Below are 19,870 nucleotides of genomic sequence, written 5' to 3'. Positions count from 1 at the left end.
GAGCTGGCATGCACAGGTCTGGCGGGCCACGCCCGCCCGGTCCCACGGGCATACTCTCGTATACCCCCAAACATACCTCCGGAGAGGCTTTTATAACGAACGGAAGCCCCTATGTAGGACAGGCTGTTCTTGGGGAACCGGTCCGCCGGACTAACGTTCTCTTCGCGAACCGGAGACACCAGTGACGAAATCAGCATCCGCCGCTGCGGCCGCCCTTGCGACCCCCAGCCCGTCATTATTCTCTGGTTCCGGCAGCCCCGCCCAGGTTTTGGCGGAAGCCTTTCTGACTGTCCGGGACGAGACCGAGCGCCGCGCGGCCCCCCTGAGCCCTGAGGATCAGCTCATCCAGTCGATGCCGGATGCGAGCCCGGCGAAATGGCATCGCGCCCATACCACATGGTTCTTCGAGCAATTCCTGCTTGGCGAACATGCTGGGGGATACAAGCCCTTTCATCCCGACTATGCCTTCCTGTTCAATTCCTACTATGTCAGCGCCGGGCCCCGGCACGCCCGTCACCAGCGCGGCCATCTGACCCGGCCGAGCGCCGACGAGATCACCGCCTATCGCCGGCATGTCGATGCCGCCGTGGTGAAGTTCTTTCACGAGGCAGACGGCGACACACTGACCGCAATCGCGCCGCTGGTGGAAGTCGGCCTCAATCACGAGCAGCAGCATCAGGAATTGATGCTGACCGATATCCTGCATGCATTTGCGCAAAACCCGATTCCGCCGGCCTACGATTCGCAGTGGACATTTCCGGCTGCAGCGCCCGCCGGCGGGCAAGCACCGGGCGAAGACTGGGTGACGCTGACCGAAGGCATCCACAGCATCGGGCATGCCGAAGACACGTTTCACTTCGACAATGAAAAGCCCGCCCACCGCGCGCTGGTGGGTCCGGTGCGGCTGGCACGCAACCTCGTCACCAATGCGCAGTGGCTCGCCTTCATGGCGGACGGCGGCTACACGACGCCGACGCTATGGCTGATGGACGGGTTTGCCGCCGCCACCAACGCGGGATGGCAGGCCCCCGGCCACTGGCGGCAGGTCGATGGCGAATGGCACATCATGACGCTCGGCGGATTGCAGCCCGTGAATCCCACGGCACCGGTCTGTCACGTCAGCTATTACGAGGCCGACGCGTTTGCGCGCTGGAGCGGCAAACATCTGCCGACCGAAATGGAATGGGAAGTCGCCGCCCGCGCCGGCCAGCTCAACGACGCTTTCGGGATCGTGTGGCAGTGGACGCGCAGCGCCTACGCAGCCTACCCCGGCTACCGGGCCATCGAGGGCGCGCTCGGCGAATACAACGGCAAATTCATGGTCAATCAGCTGGTGCTGCGCGGCTCATCGCTTGCAACCCCCAGCGGACACAGCCGTATCACCTACCGAAACTTCTTTTACCCGCACCACCGCTGGCAATTCACGGGACTGCGTCTTGCCGACTATGCCGGCTGATACTTTGCGAATTCAAACCGCGCCACAGAGCGCGTTCGGGAGATTGTCATGAATATGCACGCTGCCACCCTGGCGAAAGCGCATCCTCTCGACCAGGAAACCTCAGCCTTTGGCCGCGACGTGATCGGCGATCTGTCGCAGCATCCCAAACGGCTGTCTCCGAAATATTTCTATGATGCCACGGGTTCGGAGCTGTTCGAACAGATCACCGTGCTGCCGGAATATTATCCGACCCGCACCGAGCTGACGATCCTGCGCGACCGCGGCCGCGCGATCTCGGCCATTATCCCCAAGAAAGCCGCGCTGGTGGAATTCGGCGCCGGCGCGACCACCAAGGTGCGGCTATTGCTGAACCAATGCGCGTTCGGCGCCTATGTGCCCGTGGACATTTCCGGCGACTTCCTGACCGCGCAGGCCGATGCTTTGCGCGCGGATTTCCCCAGCCTCGCGGTTTACCCGGTCACGGCCGACTTCACCGCGCCGTTCGAACTGCCGCAAGCCGTCCGCGCGATGCCGAAGGTCGGGTTTTTCCCGGGGTCGACGCTCGGAAATTTCGAGCCACATGAGGCCTGCGCCTTCCTGCGCAGCGCCCGCGACATTCTGGGCGACGGCGCGCGGATGGTGATCGGCGTCGATCTCGAGAAAGACGAGCGCGTGCTGTACGATGCCTATAACGATGCCGCCGGAGTCACCGCGCGCTTCAATCTCAATGTGCTCCATCGCATCAACCGCGAACTGGGCGGGGATTTCGACGTCGGCGCGTTCACCCATCGGGCGATCTACAATCGCGAGCGCCATCGCATCGAAATGCACCTGATCAGCCGCAAGGCGCTGACCGCACGGGTGCTGGGCAAGAATTTCTCATTCCGCGCCGGCGAGAGCATCCATACCGAGAGCAGCTACAAATACAGCCTCGATCGCTTCAATGCGCTGGCGCGCGGTTCAGGCTGGACACCGCTGGAATCCTGGACCGACGCGGCCGGAATGTTCTCGGTTCACGCGCTGGTGGCCTCGGACTGAGGCTTTTCAGACAGCGCTTCCCCGTGCGATTTGGCCGGGGATCGCAGCGAGACCGTTTCCCACACCGCGACGACAATCATGATTGCCGTCGTAACGATCGACAGCAGCAGCGGCGACATGTCGCTGGCGAACCAGGCCGATCCGCATAGCGCCAGGATGCCGATGCCATGCGAGAGCTGCAGCCAGCCGCGAATGGTGTGCTTGAACAGGATGGTTCCGATCAGAAACACCAGCGGGCCACCGATCGAACTCAGCACCGTCTTGAGATCGGAGTGATCGGCCGGGTGCGTCAGCACGAGTTCGTCGGCTACCGCCGACAGAATGATCCCGGCCACGATCGGCAGATGCAGATAAGTATAGGCCAGCCGCGCCAGCCGCCCGGGCTCGTCTGATTTGGAAATCAGTTCGGAGCCGGCTTCGGCCCCCTTGTGGAAATAGATCCACCACATCGCCAATGAGCCGATGAACGACGACAGAAAGGCGGTCACGGTGGCGCTGGTCCAGGTCAGATCGGCAAAGGTAGCGCCTGTCACGACGATGGATTCGCCAAGCGCGATGATGATGAAGCCGGCACTGCGTTCGGCCATATGGCTGCCGTCGACATGCCAGTCCGTGACCGACGACGCGCCGTATTTCGGGATCCAGAACCGCAGCGCCGGCGAGATATATTCGACGCCGAGCGCGACGGCCCAAAGCACGAGCCGCTGGTTTCCTTCCGAAAAACCGCCCGCGATCCAGAACAACGCCGAGACCGATAGCCAGACCAGGACACGCAACGCGTTGGCGCGCGCCGAAACTCTGGTCCGCGGCGTCATCAAGAACCAGAAACTGGTCCGGCCGACCTGCATCCCGGCATAGGCGAGCGCAAACCACAATCCGCGGCTTTCGAACGCCGCCGGGATCGACGTGGACAGCACAAGGCCGCCCAGCATCAGCAGAAACAGCAGAACGCGAACCGGCGTCAGTTCAGGATTGAACCAATTGGTGATCCAGGCGGTGTAAACCCATGTCCACCACACACTGAGCAGCAGCAAAGTGGTCTGCAGCGCGCCCAGCGGGGTAAAGCGACCCAGCAGCGTATGCGAAATCTGCGTGACCGCGAACGCGAACACCAGGTCGAAAAACAGCTCTGCATAGGTGACACGCTGGTTCGACGCGACCGGGCGAAACAGCGGCCCGCGATCCCTGTCCACCGCCATGGCGCTCCCCCGTCCCGCCTGGGCGACCTAGCCCTCCGGTACTCCTGTCTGGAGCGCCAGAGCGTGCAGCACGCCGCCCATCTGGCCTTTCAGCGATTGATAGACGATCTGGTGCTGCTGCACGCGGGATTTGCCACGAAACGAGGCCGAAATCACCGTCGCCGCATAGTGGTCGCCATCGCCAGCCAGATCGCGGATCGTCACCTCGGCGTCGGGGATAGCTGCCTTGATCATCGATTCGATATCGTGGGCGTCCATCGGCATCCCAAATTTCTCCCATTCGGCGGTTCGAACCGCGCCCGGCTTACCGGCACCTCAAATCAGGGGACAGTTTTGCCGATCACGCTCTGGATGTCACGCCCCGCCCCACTATATTCTCACCCTGACCATTGAAAACCGGAACGATCGTCGCATGCGATCACAACGGGCTGACCGAAAGGCTACCATCCCATGAAACTTCCCGGTCCTGACCACCCGATCACCATCACCGCCAACCCGAAGCGCGTCCGCGTTTCCGTGGACGGCGTCGTGATCGCCGATACCACCCATGCCCTGACGCTGAAGGAAGCGAGCTACCCGGCGGTGCAATACGTGCCGCGCGCGGATGCCAATATGGCGCTGATGCAACGGACCGAGCGGTCGACGCATTGCCCCTACAAGGGCGACGCCAGCTATTACAGCGTCATCGCCGACGGCAAGACGCTGGAGAATTCGATCTGGACCTACGAGACGCCCTTCCCCGCAATGACCGAAATCACCGGGCACCTGGCGTTCTATCCGGACAAGGTGAAGATCGAGGAAGTGGCTTGAGGGGGTTAGCCGGCTTGACGGTTTAGAACGTCATTGCGAGCGTCAGCGAAGCAATCCATGAACTGCGGTAACAAGGTGGATTGCTTCGTCGCTGCGCTCCTCGCAATGACGGAAGCAGCCTTTTCCGTTTCGCGGCCTTACACCCGAAAGATCGTGAGCCCCAATATCAACAGGACCAGGAAGATCACGACGAAGACATAAAACAGAAACCGCGCGACGTCGGCTGACGCGGCGGAGATGCCGGTGAAGCCGAGGACGCCTGCGACCACGGACACCAGAAAGAAAATCAGCGCCCATTTCAGAATTGTCATCGCTCGCTCTCCAGTGTCCAAAATCGCTGGACTTAACGGCGAACGATGGAACTGGTTCCCGCCCCAATAGGGCGAAGTGCTACGCCTTGCCGCCCATATAGGCCGGCAACCAGTTCTCGAAGCCGGTCTTGAGGGATTCGACCGAAACCGGAGTTTCGCCGACAACAGCGATATCGTCGCCCCCGGTGGTCCCGATCCGCGCACAGGGCACGCCGGCACCCTTCATCTTCGCAAGCACCAGCCCGGCCTGATCGGCCGGCACCGTGACGATGTAGCGCGCCTGATCTTCGCCGAACCAATAAGCATGCGGCACGATCGATTCCGGCGCCGCCAGCACCAGCGCGCCGATGCCACCGGCCATCGCCATTTCGGTCAGCGCAATCAACAATCCGCCATCGGAAATATCATGCGCCGCGGTCGCGGTGCCGGCGCGGATCATGCCACGCACCACATCGCCGTTGCGCTTTTCCGCCGCAAGATCCACCGGCGGCGGCGCGCCTTCTTCGCGCCCACAGATATCGCGCAGATAGACCGACTGGCCAAGCCAGCCCTGGGTCTCGCCAATCAGAATGATCGCTTCGCCTTCGGCCTTGAACGCGAGCGTGGCGGATTTGGTGAAATCATCGAGCAGGCCGACGCCGCCGATCGAAGGCGTCGGCAGAATGCCACGGCCATTGGTCTCGTTGTAGAGCGAGACGTTGCCGGACACGACGGGGAAATCGAGCGTGCGGCAGGCTTCGGCAATGCCCTTCAGGCAACCGACGAACTGGCCCATGATCTCAGGCCGTTCGGGATTGCCGAAATTCAGATTGTCCGTGATCGCCAGCGGCCGGCCACCGACCGCGGTGATATTGCGCCAGGCTTCGGCCACCGCCTGCATGCCTCCCTGATAGGGATCGGCTTCGCAATAACGCGGCGTGACATCGACCGTCAGCGCCAGCCCCTTCGGGCCGTCCTGCACCCGTACCACGGCGGCATCGCCGCCGGGCCGCTGCACGGTGTTGCCGAGGATGACGTGGTCATATTGCTCCCACACCCAGCGTCGCGAACAGAGCTCGGGCGTCGCGATCAGTTTTTCCAGCGCGGCCACAATCCCGATCGGCGGCTTCACTTCGCGGGCCTGAATGACCGGCAATAGCGGCGTCTCGACATGCGGCCGATCGTACAGCGGCGCCTCGTCGCCGAGCTCTTTGATGGGCAGATCGGCCATCACGTCGCCGCCATGCTTCACCACGAAGCGCTTGCTTGGCGTGGTGTAGCCGACGACAGCGAAATCGAGCCCCCATTTGCGGAAGATCGCCTCGGCCTCTTTCTCTTTTTCGGGCTTGAGCACCATGAGCATGCGCTCCTGGCTTTCGGAGAGCATCATCTCGTAGGCGCTCATGCCGGTTTCGCGGGTCGGCACCGCGTCGAGATTGAGATCGACGCCGAGATCGCCCTTGGCGCCCATCTCGACGGCCGAGCAGGTAAGCCCCGCCGCGCCCATGTCCTGAATCGCGATCACGCAATCGGCTTCCATGATCTCAAGGCAGGCTTCGAGCAGCAGCTTTTCCGCAAAGGGATCGCCGACCTGCACGGTCGGGCGCTTCTCGGCGGAATCGTCGTCGAATTCAGCCGACGCCATCGAGGCGCCGTGAATGCCGTCGCGGCCGGTCTTGGAGCCGAGATAGACGATCGGCATGTTCACGCCGGACGCCGCCGCATAGAAAATCTTGTCGGTATCGGCCAGACCAACCGCCATCGCGTTGACCAGGATATTGCCGTCATAGCGGGTGTGGAAACGCACCTGCCCGCCGACGGTCGGCACCCCGAAGGAATTGCCATAACCACCGACGCCGGCGACCACGCCCGAAACCAGATGCCGGGTCTTGGGATGCTCCGGCGCGCCGAAAGAGAGCGCATTGAGGCAGGCGATGGGCCGCGCGCCCATCGTGAACACGTCACGCAGAATGCCGCCGACGCCGGTGGTCGCGCCCTGATAGGGCTCGATGTAGCTCGGATGGTTGTGGCTCTCCATCTTGAACACGACTGCCTGGCCGTCACCGATGTCGATAACGCCTGCGTTCTCGCCCGGCCCCTGAATCACCCAGGGCGCCTTGGTGGGCAGCCCCCGCAGATGCAGCCGCGAGGATTTGTACGAGCAGTGCTCGTTCCACATCGCCGAGAAAATCCCAAGCTCCGTGAAGCTCGGCACCCGGCCGATCAATTCGAGAATGCGTTGGTATTCGTCCGGCTTCAGCCCATGGCTGGCAACGAGTTCGGGGGTGATTTGCGGCTGGTTCATGAGGCTCTTTAAAGCAAAGCGGGGTGAAGTCTCTTACGCCGCGCGCTCGAGATGCGCGACCAGGCCGGCAAACAGGCCGCGGCCGTCGGTGCAGCCCATGATGTCTTCGACGTGGTTTTCCGGATGCGGCATCATGCCGAGCACATTGCCGCGCTCGCTGACGATGCCGGCGATCGATTGCGCCGCACCGTTGATGTTGGAGTGCTCATCCACCACGCCGTCAGCGGAGCAATAGCGATAGAGCACCCGGCCCTCGCCTTCGAGCCGCTTCAAGGTCTCTTCGTCCGCTTCGTAATTGCCCTCGCCATGCGCGACCGGCACGCGAATGATCTGCCCGGCATTGTAGCCGCGCGTGAAGGCCGTGTCGGAGCGTTCGACTCGAATATGCACGTCGCGGCAGATGAACTTCAGTTGCGCGTTGCGCATGAGAACGCCCGGCAGCAGGCCGGATTCGCACAAAATCTGGAAACCATTGCAGACGCCGAGCACGAGGCCGCCCTTGGCCGCAAAGGCGCGTACCGCATCCATGATGGGCGCTCGCGCGGCGATGGCGCCGCAACGCAGATAGTCGCCGTAGGAAAATCCGCCGGGCACCACCACGAGATCGGTGCCATCAGGCAGCGCGGTCTCGGCATGCCAGACCATCGCAGCTTCCTGACCCGACGCCAGCTTGAGCGCGCGGGCCATATCGCGTTCGCGATTGATTCCAGGAAAGACGAGAACGGCGGATTTCATGTCAGATTGGGCGCATCATTGAGTTCAAGCCGTTGCTCGATGCGTTCCAGATGCAAATCGTGACGACCCAAAATTCCGTAAATGTTATGAACGTCCTGCTGCAACGAAATCATATGGCCTCGAAGAGCATTCAATTCCGTCTTAACATCACCGATGCTGCTCTTAACCTCGCCAACGTCACGTTGCAGGGGTTTCAGAACCTCAAAAATCAACTCATTGCTGACTTCAGCCATGCCTGATCCTCAGCCGTTTATCTCGATAGCATAATTCTCGATCACGGTGTTCGCCAGAAGCTTGTCGGCGGCGTCTTTCAACGCCGCCTCGGTCTTGGCCTTGTCGGAGCCTGATATCTCGATATCGAACACCTTGCCCTGACGCACGCTGGCGACACCATCGACGCCGAGCGATTTCAACGCGCCTTCGATGGCCTTGCCCTGCGGATCGAGAATGCCTGACTTCAAGGTGACGGTGACACGCGCTTTCACAAGAATAACCTCAGCTCTTCACCAGCACCGGGCCGGAGCCCACCGGCCGTTCGTTTTCCATCAGGATGCCGAGCCGCTTGGCGACCTCGGTATAGGCCTCCAGGAGACCACCGAGATCCCGGCGGAAGCGATCCTTGTCGAGCTTCTCGTTCGACTTGATGTCCCACAGCCGGCATGAATCCGGCGAGATCTCGTCGGCGACGATGATCCGCATCATTTCGTTCTCGAACAGCCGGCCGCATTCCATCTTGAAATCGACCAGGCGGATGCCGATGCCGAGGAACAGCCCGGTGAGGAAGTCGTTGACGCGGATCGCCAGCGCCATGATGTCGTCGATTTCCTGCGGCGTGGCCCAGCCGAACGCGGTGATGTGCTCTTCGGACACCATGGGATCGTTGAGCTGGTCGTTCTTGTAGTAGAACTCGATAATCGAGCGCGGCAACTGCGTGCCTTCCTCGATGCCGAGGCGCTGCGACAGCGATCCCGCCGCCACGTTCCGCACCACGACCTCAAGCGGCACGATCTCGACTTCGCGAATCAGTTGCTCGCGCATGTTGAGGCGGCGGATGAAATGGGTCGGCACCCCGATGTCGTTGAGGTGCTGAAACAGGTACTCCGAAATCCGGTTGTTGAGGACGCCCTTGCCCTCGATCACCTGGTGTTTCTGCTTGTTGAACGCGGTCGCGTCGTCCTTGAAGTGCTGGATCAGGGTTCCCGGCTCCGGACCTTCGTAAAGGACCTTGGCTTTGCCTTCATAAATGCGGCGTCGACGGCTCATTGGGATGTACCGTGTGTTGTTGAAATCCATGAATTTGGTGTGCTCCGGATGACAAGGGACTGCGACCCACGACGGAGCTGCCGTGAAGGCCAGGGACAGAAAACAGAACGAGAACCAAGCCTGGAATCCAACCTACCTGATTGACCTATTCAGCACAATCGATCCGGCTTGCCCGGACACAGTTTTAGTCCGCTGCCTGCGGCTATTAGGCCCGTTGTTTCGGCGATTGTACCCAATATCTAGGCAGTCAGAAGCTGCCTTACAATGAGGCCGCAGGTGCCGGATCGGCTAGAACCCGGCTCAAAGGGAGGAACTTTCGGTCATGACCACCTTCGACAAGCGGGAGGAGGGTTTCGAGAAGAAATTCGCGCTGGATGAAGAGCAGAAATTCAAGGCGGAAGCCCGCCGCAATAGGCTCCTGGGCCTTTGGGCGGCGGACAAACAGGGAATATCGGGCGAAGCCGCCACCTCCTATGCTAAGGACATCATCACCGCCGATTTCGACGAAGGCGGCCATGGAGCGCTCCGCAAGGTGACCGCCGATCTCTACGCCAGGGGAATCGCCGTCACCGAAGCGCAGATTCGCGCCAAGATGGACGAGCTGATGGCGCTGGCGGTCGCGCAGGTAAAGGCGGGGACGTAGCGATTCCCGTCATTCCGGACGGCGCGAAGCGGCGAATGTCTCAACACTTCCGTCATTCCGGGGCGAGTCGCAGACGCGAACCCGGAATCTGGAGGAGTTTTATTTATCTCGAGATTCCGGGTTCGTGCTTCGCACGCCCCGGAATGACGTGCTTTCTTCGACGCGTCCCTACCCTCACCCCTCCTTGAATCCATATTCCGGGACGTTGCCGGTGGCGCCGTAATATTTGTATGGCAGGAACTTGCCCGACATCGTGATCTTGACGCGGTCGCCCTTGGGATTGGCGACGCGTTCCATCGCCATGTCGAAATCGATCGCCGACATGATGCCGTCGCCGAACTCTTCCTCGATCAATGCCTTCCAGGCCGGCCCGTTGACCATCACCATTTCGTAGAAACGATAGATCAGGGGATCGGTCGGCGGCATCGGCGTGCCCTCGCCGCGCATCGGAACTTCGTTGAGCATCGCGGTTTCGGACTTGGACAGCCCGAACAGCTCCTGCGCATTCGCCGCCTGCGGCTTTGTCAGTTTCATCTGGCCCAGGATGGCGCCGACGATCAGGACTTCGGAATAGCCGCCGATTTGCGTGCAGATGTGTTTCCAGCTCCAGCCCTTCTCGCGCTTGATGTCGAGCAGCTTTTCGGTGAGGTCGGTTCGTTTCATGTGTCTCTCCCTTTTAAATCGGTCATGGCCGGGACAGCCCCTGCCAGGATGCCTGTTTCAATTCGTCGTGCGTGACATCGGATACCGAGGCGATCGACAGTTCGGGCTTGCCGATCCGCACCACCGGCACATTGCGCGGATCATGGCCGGGCGTATCGGTCGCAAAGCTCTTGCTGCGGCTAACCAGAAAATCGACGATGTGATTACGCAGCGCGTAGTAATAGGGATGGCGATGCAGATCGATGCGGCCGCGATCCCTCGGCAGCGGATTTTCCACAATCTCGGCCAGCACCGCGCCCGGACCATTGGTCATCAGGAAAATCTTGTCAGCGAGGTAGATCGCCTCGTCGACGTCATGGGTGATCATGAACGCAGTTTGTCCGGTCTCGAGACAAATACGGCGCACTTCGTCCTGCAGCGTGCCGCGCGTCAAGGCGTCGAGGGCGGAGAACGGCTCGTCCATCAGCATGATCTTCGGCGTGATGCTGAGCGCCCGCGCGATGCCGACACGCTGCTTCATACCACCCGATAGTTCCGACGGGCGCTTGTGTTCCGAGCCGGTCAGACCGACGAGATCGATGAAGGTCTGCGCATGCGCCCTCACCTTGGCGCGATCCCAACCGCGCCATTTCGATTTTACGGCATAAATGACGTTACCAAGAACCGTGAGCCAAGGCAGCAGCGCATGGCTCTGGAATATCACGGCGCGGTCGAGGCTGGTACCTTCGATGGCCTGCCCATCGACGATCACGGTGCCCTCGCTCGGCGTATCGAGCCCGGCCAGGATATTGAGCACCGTGGTCTTGCCGCAGCCGGAGTGGCCGATCACGCAGCCGAACTCGCCGCGTTCCATCGAGAGCCAGAGATTTTCGAATACCGCGGTCGCGCCACCAGCAGCGCCCGGATAGCGTTTGGCGATTCCCTCGATCGAAATGAATTTGTCGGTCATGACTTCACTCCGGGAATGTAACCATGCGGGTGAAGCGCGCCAGAATCTGATCGAGCAGCATGCCGACGATGCCGATCAGGAGGATGGCGATGATGACATTGGTGATCGACAGATTGTTCCACTCGTTCCAGACGAAGTAACCAATGCCGGTGCCGCCGACCAGCATTTCCGCCGCGACGATCACCAGCCACGCGATGCCGATCGAAATCCGCATCCCCGTCAGAATAGTCGGCGCGGCCGCCGGCAGGATCACGGTGAAGGCGCGCCGCAGCGTGCCGACCTCGAGCGTGCGCGCGACATTGATCCATTCCTTGCGCACGGCCGCGACGCCGAACGCGGTATTGAGCAGCATCGGCCACACCGAACAGATGAAGATCACGAAGATCGCCGAGAGCCCGGAATCCTTGATGGTGTAAAGCGCCAACGGCATCCAGGCGAGCGGCGAGATCGGTTTCAGAATCTGGATGAACGGATCGAGCGCCCGGTTGATCAAAGGCGACATCCCGATCAAAAAGCCGAGCGGAATGGCGACGATCACAGCCAGGAAATAGCCGAGCCCGACGCGCGCGATCGAATAGCCGAGCTGGATACCAAGGCCTTTGTCGTTCGGTCCGTTATCGTAGAACGGCCGCTTCAGATGCTCCCACAGTTTCGCGCCGACATCGAGCGGACCCGGCATCGCCGATTTGCCCTGCGTCGCCGTCAGGCCCATCAGCTTGGCATATTCCGGATTCATGCTGGCGACCGGCGCCGCGCCGCGCGTGGCGATGTGCCAGATCCCGAGGAAGGCCACAAACAGCGCGATCGACACGATCGCGGCGCGGAAGCGAAGCGAAGCCGTCATCGCGCTACGACGCCTTCCTGATCTTGAAGCTGTTGAGGTAATCCTCAGGCTTGGCCGGATCGAAGGTCTTGCCCATTACGGCAAAGGATTTGTAGGACGAGGCCGGCGGCGCCAGCCCCATCTCGGTCATGGTCTTGCGCGTATCGGTAGCAAGATAGACCTGTTCGGCCACCGCCTTGTAATCGACGTCGCCCTTGATCTGACCCCAGCGCTTCATCTGGGTGAGCATCCACACCGCAAAGGATTGCCAGGGGAACGGATCGAAATCGACGCGCTTGGCGTCGGTTTTGACCCCGCCCAGCCCGTCCGCATAGGTGCCGGTGAGAACCTGCTCCAGCACCGTAACCGGCGCATTGATGTAATTCGCCGGCGCGATGGCCTCCGCAATCTGTTTGCGGTTTTCCGCCTTCGAGGCATAGGCCGTAGCGTCGAGGATCGCCCGCGTCAGCGCCGCGAAGCTGTTGGGCGAGCCCGTGATGAACTCCCGGCTTGCCGCGAAGCTGCAGCAGGGATGCCCGTCCCAGATCTCCTTGGACAGGATGTGCATGAAGCCGACGCCGTCATAGATCGCGCGCTGGCAGATGTTGTCGGGCGCGAGGAAGCCGTCGATATTGTCGGCGCGCAGATTGGCGACCATTTCCGGCGGCGGCACCGAGCGCAATTGCACGTCGGTATCGGGATCGAGGCCGTGCTCGGCGAGATAATAGCGCAGCAGATAATTGTGCATGGAATAGTCGAACGGAATGGCGAACTTCATGCCTTTCCAGTCCTTCGGGTCGCGCTTGTCCTTGTGCTTCATCGCCAGCGTAATGCCCTGCCCGTTGATGTTCTCGATCGCCGGCACCGCGAACGGGATCGCCTGCGCGCCGAGCCCCAGCGAAATCGCAATCGGCATCGGCGCCAGCATGTGCGCGGCGTCATATTCCTTGTTGATGGTCTTGTCGCGAACCACCGCCCAGCCGGCGGTCTTGACCACTTCGACGTTCAGCCCCTGCTTGGCGTAGAAGCCCAGCGGCGACGCCATGATGATCGGCGTCGCGCAGGTGATCGGGATGAAGCCGACCTTGAGGTCTTTCTTCTCCGGCGCGCCGGCTTCTGCGAACACTTCGGTGGCGGTCTTGATCGGGAAAAATTGCGAAATGGCAGCGAGCGCGGTCGAGGCGCCGACAGACTTCAGGAACGCGCGTCGTGCGGCGTCCCGTGGAAACATCGCGCGCATCACAGCCGAGGCGACGACGCCTTCGTAACGCTGCTGTTCGGTTTCGGTTGGCACCGGCTCGCAGCGTAACGCCAGCGCGGCCTGATCATGTTCACCCGCAGAGCGATGCTGGCCGCACACACAGCCCGATCGCGAAAGCGCGCGGTCCGCGTCAAAGGGATCGTCAAAGGTGGACATGCTGCATTTCCCTCACGTGGTGCCAGATGATGAGAAGGCAAAACCCGTCACATCAGGGGATTTCACCACCCGGCCGCCTGGAAGCGGCCGGGCAATGAAAACATGCACGTTCTGTGCCGCTTTATTAGGCGGCCTTGACGGTCAGCTTGCTCTCGGTGGGCAAGCCCTCTTCAATCGGCAGCGAAGGATCACGCGACCATTCGTTCCACGAGCCGAAATACATCCGCACGTCCTTGATCCCGGCATTCTTGAGCGCGAGGAACGTGTTCGACGCCCGCGCGCCCTTGAAGCAATAGAGATAGACCGGCGTATTTTCGGAGATGCCGACGGTGGCGCATTCCGCCAAAATCTCGTCCTTGGACTTGAAGCGCTGGCCCTCCGAAGTCGGCTTCATCATGCGGTACCATTCGAGCCAGACGGCGCCGGGGATGCGACCCTTGCGCGGGCAGAAATCCTTGCCGTAGGGCGAAGAGCTGTCGCCGATCCATTCATCGACATCGCGCACGTCGAGCAACGCAATACCGGGCTTGCCGACCGCGGCGAGCATGGTCTTGGCATCGATCAAAATCTTGGCGGCGTCCGGAACGATTGCGAAGGAAGCCGGCGTCGGCGACGGAACTGCTGTCGTGACCGGCAGGCCCTTGCCCGACCAGGCGTCGAAGCCGCCATCCAGCACCTTGACCTTGGGATAGCCAAGCATGGTGAGGAGATAATAACCGCGGCAGGACTGGCCAAAGCCGGAGTTCATCGACTGTTCGTAAATGACGGCGGTTTCCTCGCCCGACAATCCAGCCTTGCCGAACGCGTCGGCGAACTTCGTCTTCAGTTCGTGGATGCCTTCCGGCGTCGAGGTCGCAAGGAAAGTGAAGATCTCGTGCACGTTCACCGCGTTCGGGAGATGTCCCGCGGCATAGGCATCCGGATTTCGGGTGTCGATGATGACAACCGGCTCCCTGGATGAGAGTTCGGCGAGTTCGCCGGCAGAAATCAGAACGTCCGTCATGGCAGCCTCTCCTGTTTTAGTGGTTTGTAGTCAGGGTCGATCGGAAATCATTTTTGGAAGTCACATGTCGGCCAGCATCTTGCGAAGCTGCTTGGTGGCCGGCGTCACGATCGCGACGAAATAGGCCTCGCGCAGCCGGCGCTGCACGCGATGGCTTTTGAGATAGCCGCGTGCACCGCAATGAAGCATCGCCGCATGCGCCGCCGCGACGCCGGCGTCGCCGATGTGCAGTCGCAGCGTCACCACGCGGCGCCAGTAGTCGTCGCTGGTGTTGAAGGGGTCGCGCGCGAGCGCCATCGTTTCCGCTTCAAGCTCGGACAGCAGTTGGTTGAAATCCTGCGGCTGCTGCGGCAAATAGCGATTGACGTGGCCCAGGGGACCATCGACTTCGTTCATGATCGCGATGCAGTCGCGGATCAGCCCGATGCCCATCCCGGCCTGCAGCAGGATGAAACCGGCGCGGATTTTCCGCACGAATGGTCCGGCCTTCTCGGCCAGGATGAGACGATCCGGCACGAATACGTCACGCAATTGCACGGCATAAGTGCCGGTGCCGTCCATCGCGAGAAACGGTTTGCACGGTTGCAGCGTGACTGCGGGATCGGAACAGTCGACCAGAAACATCGCGATCTCGCCGGGCGCATCCTCGCGTTCGAAGATCGTGCCGAAGAAATGATCCGGCCCGAGATTGGAAACCCAGGGCAGCGCGCCGCGCACGACATAGCCGTCCTCAACCTTGCGGCCCTTCAACTTGAATTTCTCGATGCCGAAGAAGGTCTTCATCGGATTGGAAAGACCCGTGCCGCCGAGAACTTTTCCCGTCGCGACGCCGTCGGTAAGCGCCGATGAAAGTGCCGGATTGTCGGAATTCGCCGCATACCAGACCAATGTGTTCTGGCACCACGCCATGAACGCGGTCGCGCCGCAGACTTCGGCGATCTCGGAAATCGATTGAATGGCGCAGCGCAGATCGGCTGCGCCATTCTTTGGTTGATGACTGCTCCAGGCCCCGACATCGCCGAGGCGCCGCAGCAGTTCGTCCGGATAGACCGCGCCCTCGTCGATCGCGACGGCCATGGGTGCGAGATTTTTTCGCGCGATGGTCGCGACCTGCTCGGCGATCGACGCCGATACAAGATCGTCGACGGCCAACTGCCGCGATAGAGCTAATGAACCCATGGTATTCTCCGCACCGAAGATTTGCGAGAACGACTGGCTAAGAGGAAGATTGGTGACAGGGACGATCAGGCGCCGACTTCGAGGTTCACCGGCCGGGTGAAGGTGTTGGCGACCGGCGACCACTTCTTGACGTGCGTCACGAGCGCATCGATCTCGCTTTGCGGAATGCCTTCGCAGACCATGTCGACCTTGACCCGCACATCGGTGAAGCCGACCGGCTTCTCGCTGACGTCGCCGGTGCCCCAGACCGCGGTGATGTTGAGATCGCCCTCGAGCTGAAGCTCCAGCTTGTTGACGATCCAGCCGCGATGCACGGCATTGGCGTGGAGTCCAACCGCAAGGCACGAACCCAGCGCGGCCAATGAGGCTTCGGAAGGATTCGGCGCGGTGTCGTCGCCGAGAAGGCCCGGCGGCTCGTCGACGATGTAGGGCGGCAGGCTGCGGATGTAGTTGGCGTGACGGAACTTGCCTTCAGCCACCGTCTTGCACTTCAAGGTCTTGATGACCTTCGGATTGGCCTTGCTGGTGACGATCAATTGCTCCAGCCCGTCCTTGTCGATCGGGGCGAGGCAACCTGTAAGCACTGTTTTTTGAGCGACCGCGGTCATTGATTTTCTCCCTAGGCGGCAGGATACCGAACGGTCTGTATCCTGCACGAAGCATGCCAGACACGCCTTTGGGGAAAACGCGAAACAATGAAGCCGCTTAGCCAAAGCTGCCCGAAAAACGATCAGGGCCGCGATGCACAATCGCGATGCAATTGCTGCTACGTGCGATTATTTTGGTCGCAGAAAGATGCGACTTGATGAGAACCATACAGTTGGATTAACTGACGCCATGGGCAAAGCATCTTCGAAAGCACGTTCCGCCGCAGCCGGTCTCGCCGCGGGTGACGATGAATCCGCACGCGGGCGATTGCTGAGCGCCGCCACGCATCTGTTCTGCAAGAATGGAATCAACGCGACCGGCATCGACGCCATCATCAATGAAGCCGGCACCGCCAAGACCACGCTCTACAAATTATTCGGATCGAAAAACAATCTCGTGCACGTCGTGCTCGAGACCGAGGGCAAGCAGTGGCGCGAATGGTTTATCGACGCCATCGAATCCGGCGGCGGCACTGCGCAGGCCAAACTGGCGCGGATTTTTCCTGCGCTAAAGGACTGGTTTCGCCAGGAGCGTTTTTACGGCTGCCCCTTCATCAATGCGGTCGGCGAGCACGATAAGGACCAGAAACAGCTTCGCGCCATTGCGATGCGCCACAAGAAAGTGGTTCTGGCCTATATCGAAAAACTCGCTGACGAAATGGGCGTGGCGGAGCCGGAAGTGCTGGCGCATCAGCTCGGGCTGTTGATGGACGGTGCCATCGTCGCGGCCATGGTGACGCGCGATCCCGGCGTCGCCGATACCGCGGGCCTCGCCGCAGGCTCGCTGTTCGTGCCTTCCAAACTGAAGAAGCCGAAACGCGCCGGCAACACGCCGAACGAGTTGATGGCCGTCTGAACGGCCATCAACCGGTTTACCAGGCCTTACTTGCCGAGATGCTTGTCGAAGAAGCCCTGGATTTCCTCGAACACTTCCTTTGACTCCGGCGCGGTGTCGTCCCGGATGTAGTGCGCGTGCGACATTCCCTCATAGACCTGAAGCTGAGCCTCGACGCCCGCCTGACGAAGCTTGCGGTGAACGCGAACCGTATTGCTCAGCAGGAGATCGCGCGTGCCGCTGGTCAGGATAGTGGGCGGAAAGCCGGTCATGTCGCCATAGACAGGTGACAGCATCGGGTCTTTCAGGTCGCGGCCATTGGCGTAAACCTTGGCCCCCGCGTCGCAAAAACCGTCCGGCGAGACCAGGACATTGTCCAGCATCGCGTTGGTGTAGAAGGTGTCGCCCACCTTGGTGACATCCGACATCGGCGTTCCCGGCGCGATCGCGCCTGGCAGCGGCAGCCCGAGCTCCTTGGCCTTCAGCACCATTTCAAGCGTCAGCGCGCCGCCGGCCGAGGTGCCGAAGATCGCCATGTTCTTGGGGTTCGTCGTTTTCAATGCCGCTTTCCAGACCGTAATGCCGTCATCGAGCGCCGCCGGGAACGAGGCCTCGGGCGGCATGCGGTAATCGACCGAGATCACCTTGATGTGGCCGAAGCCGGCCATGAAAATCGCTTCCGGCAACCCGGCTTCGCCGGGGTTGAGCACGTAGCAGCCGCCATGCATGTGAATGAGCTGGCGGTTGCGGTTTTCCGGCGCGACCGTCTCTGGCGTGACGATATAGGCCCGTACGCCGTCGATGGTCGTCTTCTCGACCTTAACCTTGAGCCGCTCCAGCATGCCCGGCACATTCTTGACCAGCGCCGCCGCGCCTGCGTCCGCCACCGGCTTCCACTCCTCGCCGGTCTTGGGCAGGAGATTCCAGTTCGACCGCAGCGGCATCGCGATGATCTTCTGCAGTTGAGGACTGACCGTGGTCGGCACCTGGATGGTTTTGGCGGGCACGTCGATCGGCCCGGAGGCTGGCGTCTGCGCGATGGCGGGTGCTGCGGCGAAAACCGACGCGGAAACGAATAGCCCAAGCCCGAAAAGACGCATGTTGTTAGCCTCCCTTTTTATGTTTTGTTTTTGTTGAACACTCAGCCGCGCGACTTAATCCCGACGGCGGGGAGAAAATCACAGGGATTGGTCACAGCAAAGCGACAGCTTGTCGCGAGCGTAACCCAGCTAGTCGGTCAATTCTTGAAAATCAGGCGCCCAACCCAGCCTCGCTTACTCCTCAATGTCGACGTCCTTGGTTTCCTTCCCAATCAACAACGCTATCAAGGTGAGCGCCCCCATCGCGGAAAGATAAATACCCACCAGAAAAGGACTTCCGCCGCCTGCGCTCCAAAGCGCGACCGCGATGAAGGGCGCGACTGCGGCGCCCAATATCGAGGCGACGTTGTACGAGATGCCGGAGCCCGTATAGCGCACATTGGCGGGAAATAGCTCGGGCAGCAACGCGCCCATCGGGCCGAACGTGATTCCCATCAGGGTGAAGCCCAGGATCAACCACGCCATGACACCGGCAAAACCAGCCGCAAGCATCGGCACCCAGCAGAGACCGAACAGGATAATGGCGATCGTGATCCAGATCAGCGTCTTGCGGCGCCCCCATCGATCGGCCCAGGGGCCGGAGGCCATGGTGAAAATCCCGAAAAACACCACGCCGGCGATCATCATCAGCACGAACGTCCGGTAGTCATAGCCGAGACCCGGCAGCGCCGCATTGGCCGCGGCGCGTCCGTAGCTGAGCGAAAATGTCGTCATCAGATAGAACAAGACGAAAGTCGCCAGCATGTAAAACGTACCGAGAATCAGTTGCGGCGAGTAGGTCGTGACCACGGCGGCGAGCGGAACATTCTTGACCTGACCTGTTCGCACGGTGCGCTCGAAGGCCGTGCTTTCCACGAGATTCAAGCGGACCCACAATCCGACGACAACCATCACCGCCGAGAACAGGAACGGGATGCGCCATCCCCAGGCGAGAAACGCGTCGGACGGCCGGGACGGATCGCCGGAGGGAAGCAGCGCCGCGATGAATAGAAACAGCCCGTTGGCGATGATGAAGCCAAGGGGCGCACCAAGCTGCGGAAAGGTTCCGAAAATCGCGCGTTTGCCCTTCGGAGCGTTTTCAGTCGCGACCAGAGCGGCCCCGCTCCACTCTCCGCCAAGCGCAAATCCCTGCGCGACACGCAGCAAAACCAGCAAGGCGGGAGCGACCCAGCCCGCGGTGGGATAGGTAGGAAGGACGCCGATCAGAAAGGTCGCGATACCCATCGTCAACAGCGCACCAACCAGCGTGACTTTTCGGCCGTGCCTGTCGCCGATATGCCCGAATGCGATCGCCCCGAGCGGCCGGGCGATCATGGCGGAACCGAACACCGCAAACGACGCCAGCAGGGCGGCCCTGTCATTACCGGCCGGAAAGAACAGATGCGGGAAAACCAGCACCGCCGCCGTCGCGTAGACATAGAAATCGTAGAACTCGATCGTCGTTCCGATCAGGCTGGCCAGGATCACGCGGGAGCGCGAATTGACCGGAGCGGCCACAGCTGCCTCCGCAATAAGCGTCATGATAGAACTCCT

22 protein-coding genes are annotated in these 19,870 nt (G+C 61.2%); 5 read left to right on the top strand and 17 right to left on the bottom strand.

The window, feature by feature from the left end; genetic code table 11:
• Window positions 1-181 precede the first annotated feature (181 nt).
• Window positions 182-1,456 carry an ergothioneine biosynthesis protein EgtB gene (egtB, locus tag HB676_RS14995; RefSeq protein WP_213738579.1) on the top strand — a complete coding sequence of 425 codons (1,275 nt, stop codon included), beginning with the start codon at window positions 182-184 and terminating at the stop codon, window positions 1,454-1,456.
• Window positions 1,457-1,504: 48 nt separating this feature from the next.
• Window positions 1,505-2,476 carry an L-histidine N(alpha)-methyltransferase gene (gene egtD / locus HB676_RS14990; protein WP_213738578.1) on the top strand — a complete coding sequence of 324 codons (972 nt, stop codon included), beginning with the start codon at window positions 1,505-1,507 and terminating at the stop codon, window positions 2,474-2,476.
• On the opposite strand, the gene HB676_RS14985 is transcribed toward egtD, so the two are convergent.
• Window positions 2,452-3,675 carry a low temperature requirement protein A gene (locus tag HB676_RS14985; RefSeq protein ID WP_213738577.1) on the bottom strand — a complete coding sequence of 408 codons (1,224 nt, stop codon included), beginning with the start codon at window positions 3,673-3,675 and terminating at the stop codon, window positions 2,452-2,454. The genes egtD and HB676_RS14985 overlap by 25 nt on opposite strands.
• Before the next feature lie 27 nt (window positions 3,676-3,702).
• Window positions 3,703-3,939 carry a BolA family transcriptional regulator gene (locus HB676_RS14980; protein ID WP_213738576.1) on the bottom strand — a complete coding sequence of 79 codons (237 nt, stop codon included), beginning with the start codon at window positions 3,937-3,939 and terminating at the stop codon, window positions 3,703-3,705.
• Between the two features lie 186 nt (window positions 3,940-4,125).
• On the opposite strand from HB676_RS14980, the gene HB676_RS14975 reads away from it, so the two are divergent.
• Window positions 4,126-4,485, top strand: a complete 360-nt coding sequence (locus HB676_RS14975; protein WP_213738575.1) for a DUF427 domain-containing protein — start codon at window positions 4,126-4,128, stop codon at window positions 4,483-4,485.
• 137 nt (window positions 4,486-4,622) lie between these two features.
• Here the strand turns inward: HB676_RS14975 and HB676_RS14970 are convergent, their stop codons facing one another.
• The 6 genes from HB676_RS14970 to purC form a co-directional block, all read right to left on the bottom strand.
• Window positions 4,623-4,796, bottom strand: coding sequence for a DUF1328 domain-containing protein (locus HB676_RS14970; protein ID WP_213738574.1), 174 nt, complete (start codon window positions 4,794-4,796; stop codon window positions 4,623-4,625).
• Between the two features lie 79 nt (window positions 4,797-4,875).
• Complete coding sequence (gene purL, locus HB676_RS14965; RefSeq protein ID WP_213738573.1) at window positions 4,876-7,080, bottom strand: phosphoribosylformylglycinamidine synthase subunit PurL; 2,205 nt, start codon at window positions 7,078-7,080, stop codon at window positions 4,876-4,878.
• A 33-nt stretch (window positions 7,081-7,113) separates the two neighbouring features.
• On the bottom strand, window positions 7,114-7,815 hold the full coding sequence (gene purQ / locus HB676_RS14960; RefSeq protein ID WP_213738572.1) for a phosphoribosylformylglycinamidine synthase subunit PurQ: 702 nt from the start codon (window positions 7,813-7,815) through the stop codon (window positions 7,114-7,116).
• The gene (locus tag HB676_RS14955) at window positions 7,812-8,048 is read right to left on the bottom strand and encodes a hypothetical protein (protein WP_213738571.1); all 237 of its coding nucleotides are present in this window, start codon (window positions 8,046-8,048) and stop codon (window positions 7,812-7,814) included. Before HB676_RS14955 ends, purQ begins: the two co-directional genes overlap by 4 nt.
• Before the next feature lie 9 nt (window positions 8,049-8,057).
• Entirely contained in the window at window positions 8,058-8,300 is a 243-nt protein-coding gene (gene purS / locus HB676_RS14950; protein ID WP_213738570.1) for a phosphoribosylformylglycinamidine synthase subunit PurS, read from the bottom strand.
• Window positions 8,301-8,310: 10 nt separating this feature from the next.
• Entirely contained in the window at window positions 8,311-9,078 is a 768-nt protein-coding gene (gene purC / locus HB676_RS14945) for a phosphoribosylaminoimidazolesuccinocarboxamide synthase (RefSeq protein WP_213738569.1), read from the bottom strand.
• Between the two features lie 322 nt (window positions 9,079-9,400).
• Here purC and HB676_RS14940 point away from each other — a divergent pair, with 322 nt between their 5' ends.
• Complete coding sequence (locus tag HB676_RS14940) at window positions 9,401-9,721, top strand: DUF1476 domain-containing protein (RefSeq protein WP_213738568.1); 321 nt, start codon at window positions 9,401-9,403, stop codon at window positions 9,719-9,721.
• 174 nt (window positions 9,722-9,895) lie between these two features.
• Here the strand turns inward: HB676_RS14940 and cynS are convergent, their stop codons facing one another.
• The 7 genes from cynS to HB676_RS14905 form a co-directional block, all read right to left on the bottom strand.
• Complete coding sequence (gene cynS / locus HB676_RS14935; protein WP_213738567.1) at window positions 9,896-10,384, bottom strand: cyanase; 489 nt, start codon at window positions 10,382-10,384, stop codon at window positions 9,896-9,898.
• Between the two features lie 22 nt (window positions 10,385-10,406).
• Window positions 10,407-11,333, bottom strand: coding sequence for an ABC transporter ATP-binding protein (locus HB676_RS14930; protein WP_213738566.1), 927 nt, complete (start codon window positions 11,331-11,333; stop codon window positions 10,407-10,409).
• Window positions 11,334-11,337: 4 nt separating this feature from the next.
• Window positions 11,338-12,177, bottom strand: coding sequence for a nitrate ABC transporter permease (ntrB, locus tag HB676_RS14925; RefSeq protein ID WP_213738565.1), 840 nt, complete (start codon window positions 12,175-12,177; stop codon window positions 11,338-11,340).
• Window positions 12,178-12,181: 4 nt separating this feature from the next.
• A complete protein-coding gene (locus HB676_RS14920) occupies window positions 12,182-13,573 on the bottom strand; it encodes a CmpA/NrtA family ABC transporter substrate-binding protein (protein WP_213738564.1) in 1,392 nt (463 codons plus the stop codon).
• Window positions 13,574-13,697: 124 nt separating this feature from the next.
• A complete protein-coding gene (locus HB676_RS14915; RefSeq protein WP_213738563.1) occupies window positions 13,698-14,576 on the bottom strand; it encodes a sulfurtransferase in 879 nt (292 codons plus the stop codon).
• Between the two features lie 60 nt (window positions 14,577-14,636).
• On the bottom strand, window positions 14,637-15,755 hold the full coding sequence (locus HB676_RS14910; protein WP_213738562.1) for an acyl-CoA dehydrogenase family protein: 1,119 nt from the start codon (window positions 15,753-15,755) through the stop codon (window positions 14,637-14,639).
• A 65-nt stretch (window positions 15,756-15,820) separates the two neighbouring features.
• Window positions 15,821-16,363 (bottom strand): OsmC family protein, encoded by a 543-nt coding sequence (locus tag HB676_RS14905; RefSeq protein WP_213738561.1) that lies wholly within the window; start codon window positions 16,361-16,363, stop codon window positions 15,821-15,823.
• Between the two features lie 229 nt (window positions 16,364-16,592).
• Between HB676_RS14905 and HB676_RS14900 the strand changes: the two genes are divergently transcribed.
• On the top strand, window positions 16,593-17,258 hold the full coding sequence (locus HB676_RS14900) for a TetR/AcrR family transcriptional regulator (protein ID WP_213738560.1): 666 nt from the start codon (window positions 16,593-16,595) through the stop codon (window positions 17,256-17,258).
• A 26-nt stretch (window positions 17,259-17,284) separates the two neighbouring features.
• Here HB676_RS14900 and HB676_RS14895 read toward each other — a convergent pair whose 3' ends face one another.
• Together HB676_RS14895 and HB676_RS14890 are read right to left on the bottom strand one after the other, a co-directional pair.
• Window positions 17,285-18,337, bottom strand: a complete 1,053-nt coding sequence (locus HB676_RS14895; RefSeq protein ID WP_213738559.1) for an alpha/beta hydrolase — start codon at window positions 18,335-18,337, stop codon at window positions 17,285-17,287.
• 174 nt (window positions 18,338-18,511) lie between these two features.
• Window positions 18,512-19,858, bottom strand: coding sequence for an MFS transporter (locus HB676_RS14890; protein WP_213738558.1), 1,347 nt, complete (start codon window positions 19,856-19,858; stop codon window positions 18,512-18,514).
• Between the last annotated feature and the right edge of the window lie 12 nt (window positions 19,859-19,870).

Source organism: Bradyrhizobium sp. dw_411, assembly GCF_018449695.1.
Classification (GTDB): Bacteria; Pseudomonadota; Alphaproteobacteria; order Rhizobiales; family Xanthobacteraceae; genus Bradyrhizobium.
Note: the sequence above shows the minus strand (reverse complement) of the source record. Positions and strands in the feature narration are given on the sequence as shown.

Excerpts from the sequence above, each read along its gene's own strand:
- HB676_RS14900 (WP_213738560.1), top strand. The coding sequence starts at position 16,593 with ATGGGCAAAGCATCTTCGAAAGCACGTTCCGCCGCAGCCGGTCTCGCC.
- egtD (WP_213738578.1), top strand. The coding sequence starts at position 1,505 with ATGAATATGCACGCTGCCACCCTGGCGAAAGCGCATCCTCTCGACCAG.
- HB676_RS14895 (WP_213738559.1), bottom strand. The coding sequence starts at position 18,337 with ATGCGTCTTTTCGGGCTTGGGCTATTCGTTTCCGCGTCGGTTTTCGCC.
- HB676_RS14905 (WP_213738561.1), bottom strand. The coding sequence starts at position 16,363 with ATGACCGCGGTCGCTCAAAAAACAGTGCTTACAGGTTGCCTCGCCCCG.
- HB676_RS14910 (WP_213738562.1), bottom strand. The coding sequence starts at position 15,755 with ATGGGTTCATTAGCTCTATCGCGGCAGTTGGCCGTCGACGATCTTGTA.
- ntrB (WP_213738565.1), bottom strand. The coding sequence starts at position 12,177 with ATGACGGCTTCGCTTCGCTTCCGCGCCGCGATCGTGTCGATCGCGCTG.
- cynS (WP_213738567.1), bottom strand. The coding sequence starts at position 10,384 with ATGAAACGAACCGACCTCACCGAAAAGCTGCTCGACATCAAGCGCGAG.
- purQ (WP_213738572.1), bottom strand. The coding sequence starts at position 7,815 with ATGAAATCCGCCGTTCTCGTCTTTCCTGGAATCAATCGCGAACGCGAT.
- HB676_RS14975 (WP_213738575.1), top strand. The coding sequence starts at position 4,126 with ATGAAACTTCCCGGTCCTGACCACCCGATCACCATCACCGCCAACCCG.
- purL (WP_213738573.1), bottom strand. The coding sequence starts at position 7,080 with ATGAACCAGCCGCAAATCACCCCCGAACTCGTTGCCAGCCATGGGCTG.
- HB676_RS14920 (WP_213738564.1), bottom strand. The coding sequence starts at position 13,573 with ATGTCCACCTTTGACGATCCCTTTGACGCGGACCGCGCGCTTTCGCGA.
- HB676_RS14970 (WP_213738574.1), bottom strand. The coding sequence starts at position 4,796 with ATGACAATTCTGAAATGGGCGCTGATTTTCTTTCTGGTGTCCGTGGTC.
- HB676_RS14940 (WP_213738568.1), top strand. The coding sequence starts at position 9,401 with ATGACCACCTTCGACAAGCGGGAGGAGGGTTTCGAGAAGAAATTCGCG.
- HB676_RS14985 (WP_213738577.1), bottom strand. The coding sequence starts at position 3,675 with ATGGCGGTGGACAGGGATCGCGGGCCGCTGTTTCGCCCGGTCGCGTCG.
- HB676_RS14890 (WP_213738558.1), bottom strand. The coding sequence starts at position 19,858 with ATGACGCTTATTGCGGAGGCAGCTGTGGCCGCTCCGGTCAATTCGCGC.
- purC (WP_213738569.1), bottom strand. The coding sequence starts at position 9,078 with ATGAGCCGTCGACGCCGCATTTATGAAGGCAAAGCCAAGGTCCTTTAC.
- HB676_RS14980 (WP_213738576.1), bottom strand. The coding sequence starts at position 3,939 with ATGCCGATGGACGCCCACGATATCGAATCGATGATCAAGGCAGCTATC.
- HB676_RS14930 (WP_213738566.1), bottom strand. The coding sequence starts at position 11,333 with ATGACCGACAAATTCATTTCGATCGAGGGAATCGCCAAACGCTATCCG.
- HB676_RS14955 (WP_213738571.1), bottom strand. The coding sequence starts at position 8,048 with ATGGCTGAAGTCAGCAATGAGTTGATTTTTGAGGTTCTGAAACCCCTG.
- HB676_RS14915 (WP_213738563.1), bottom strand. The coding sequence starts at position 14,576 with ATGACGGACGTTCTGATTTCTGCCGGCGAACTCGCCGAACTCTCATCC.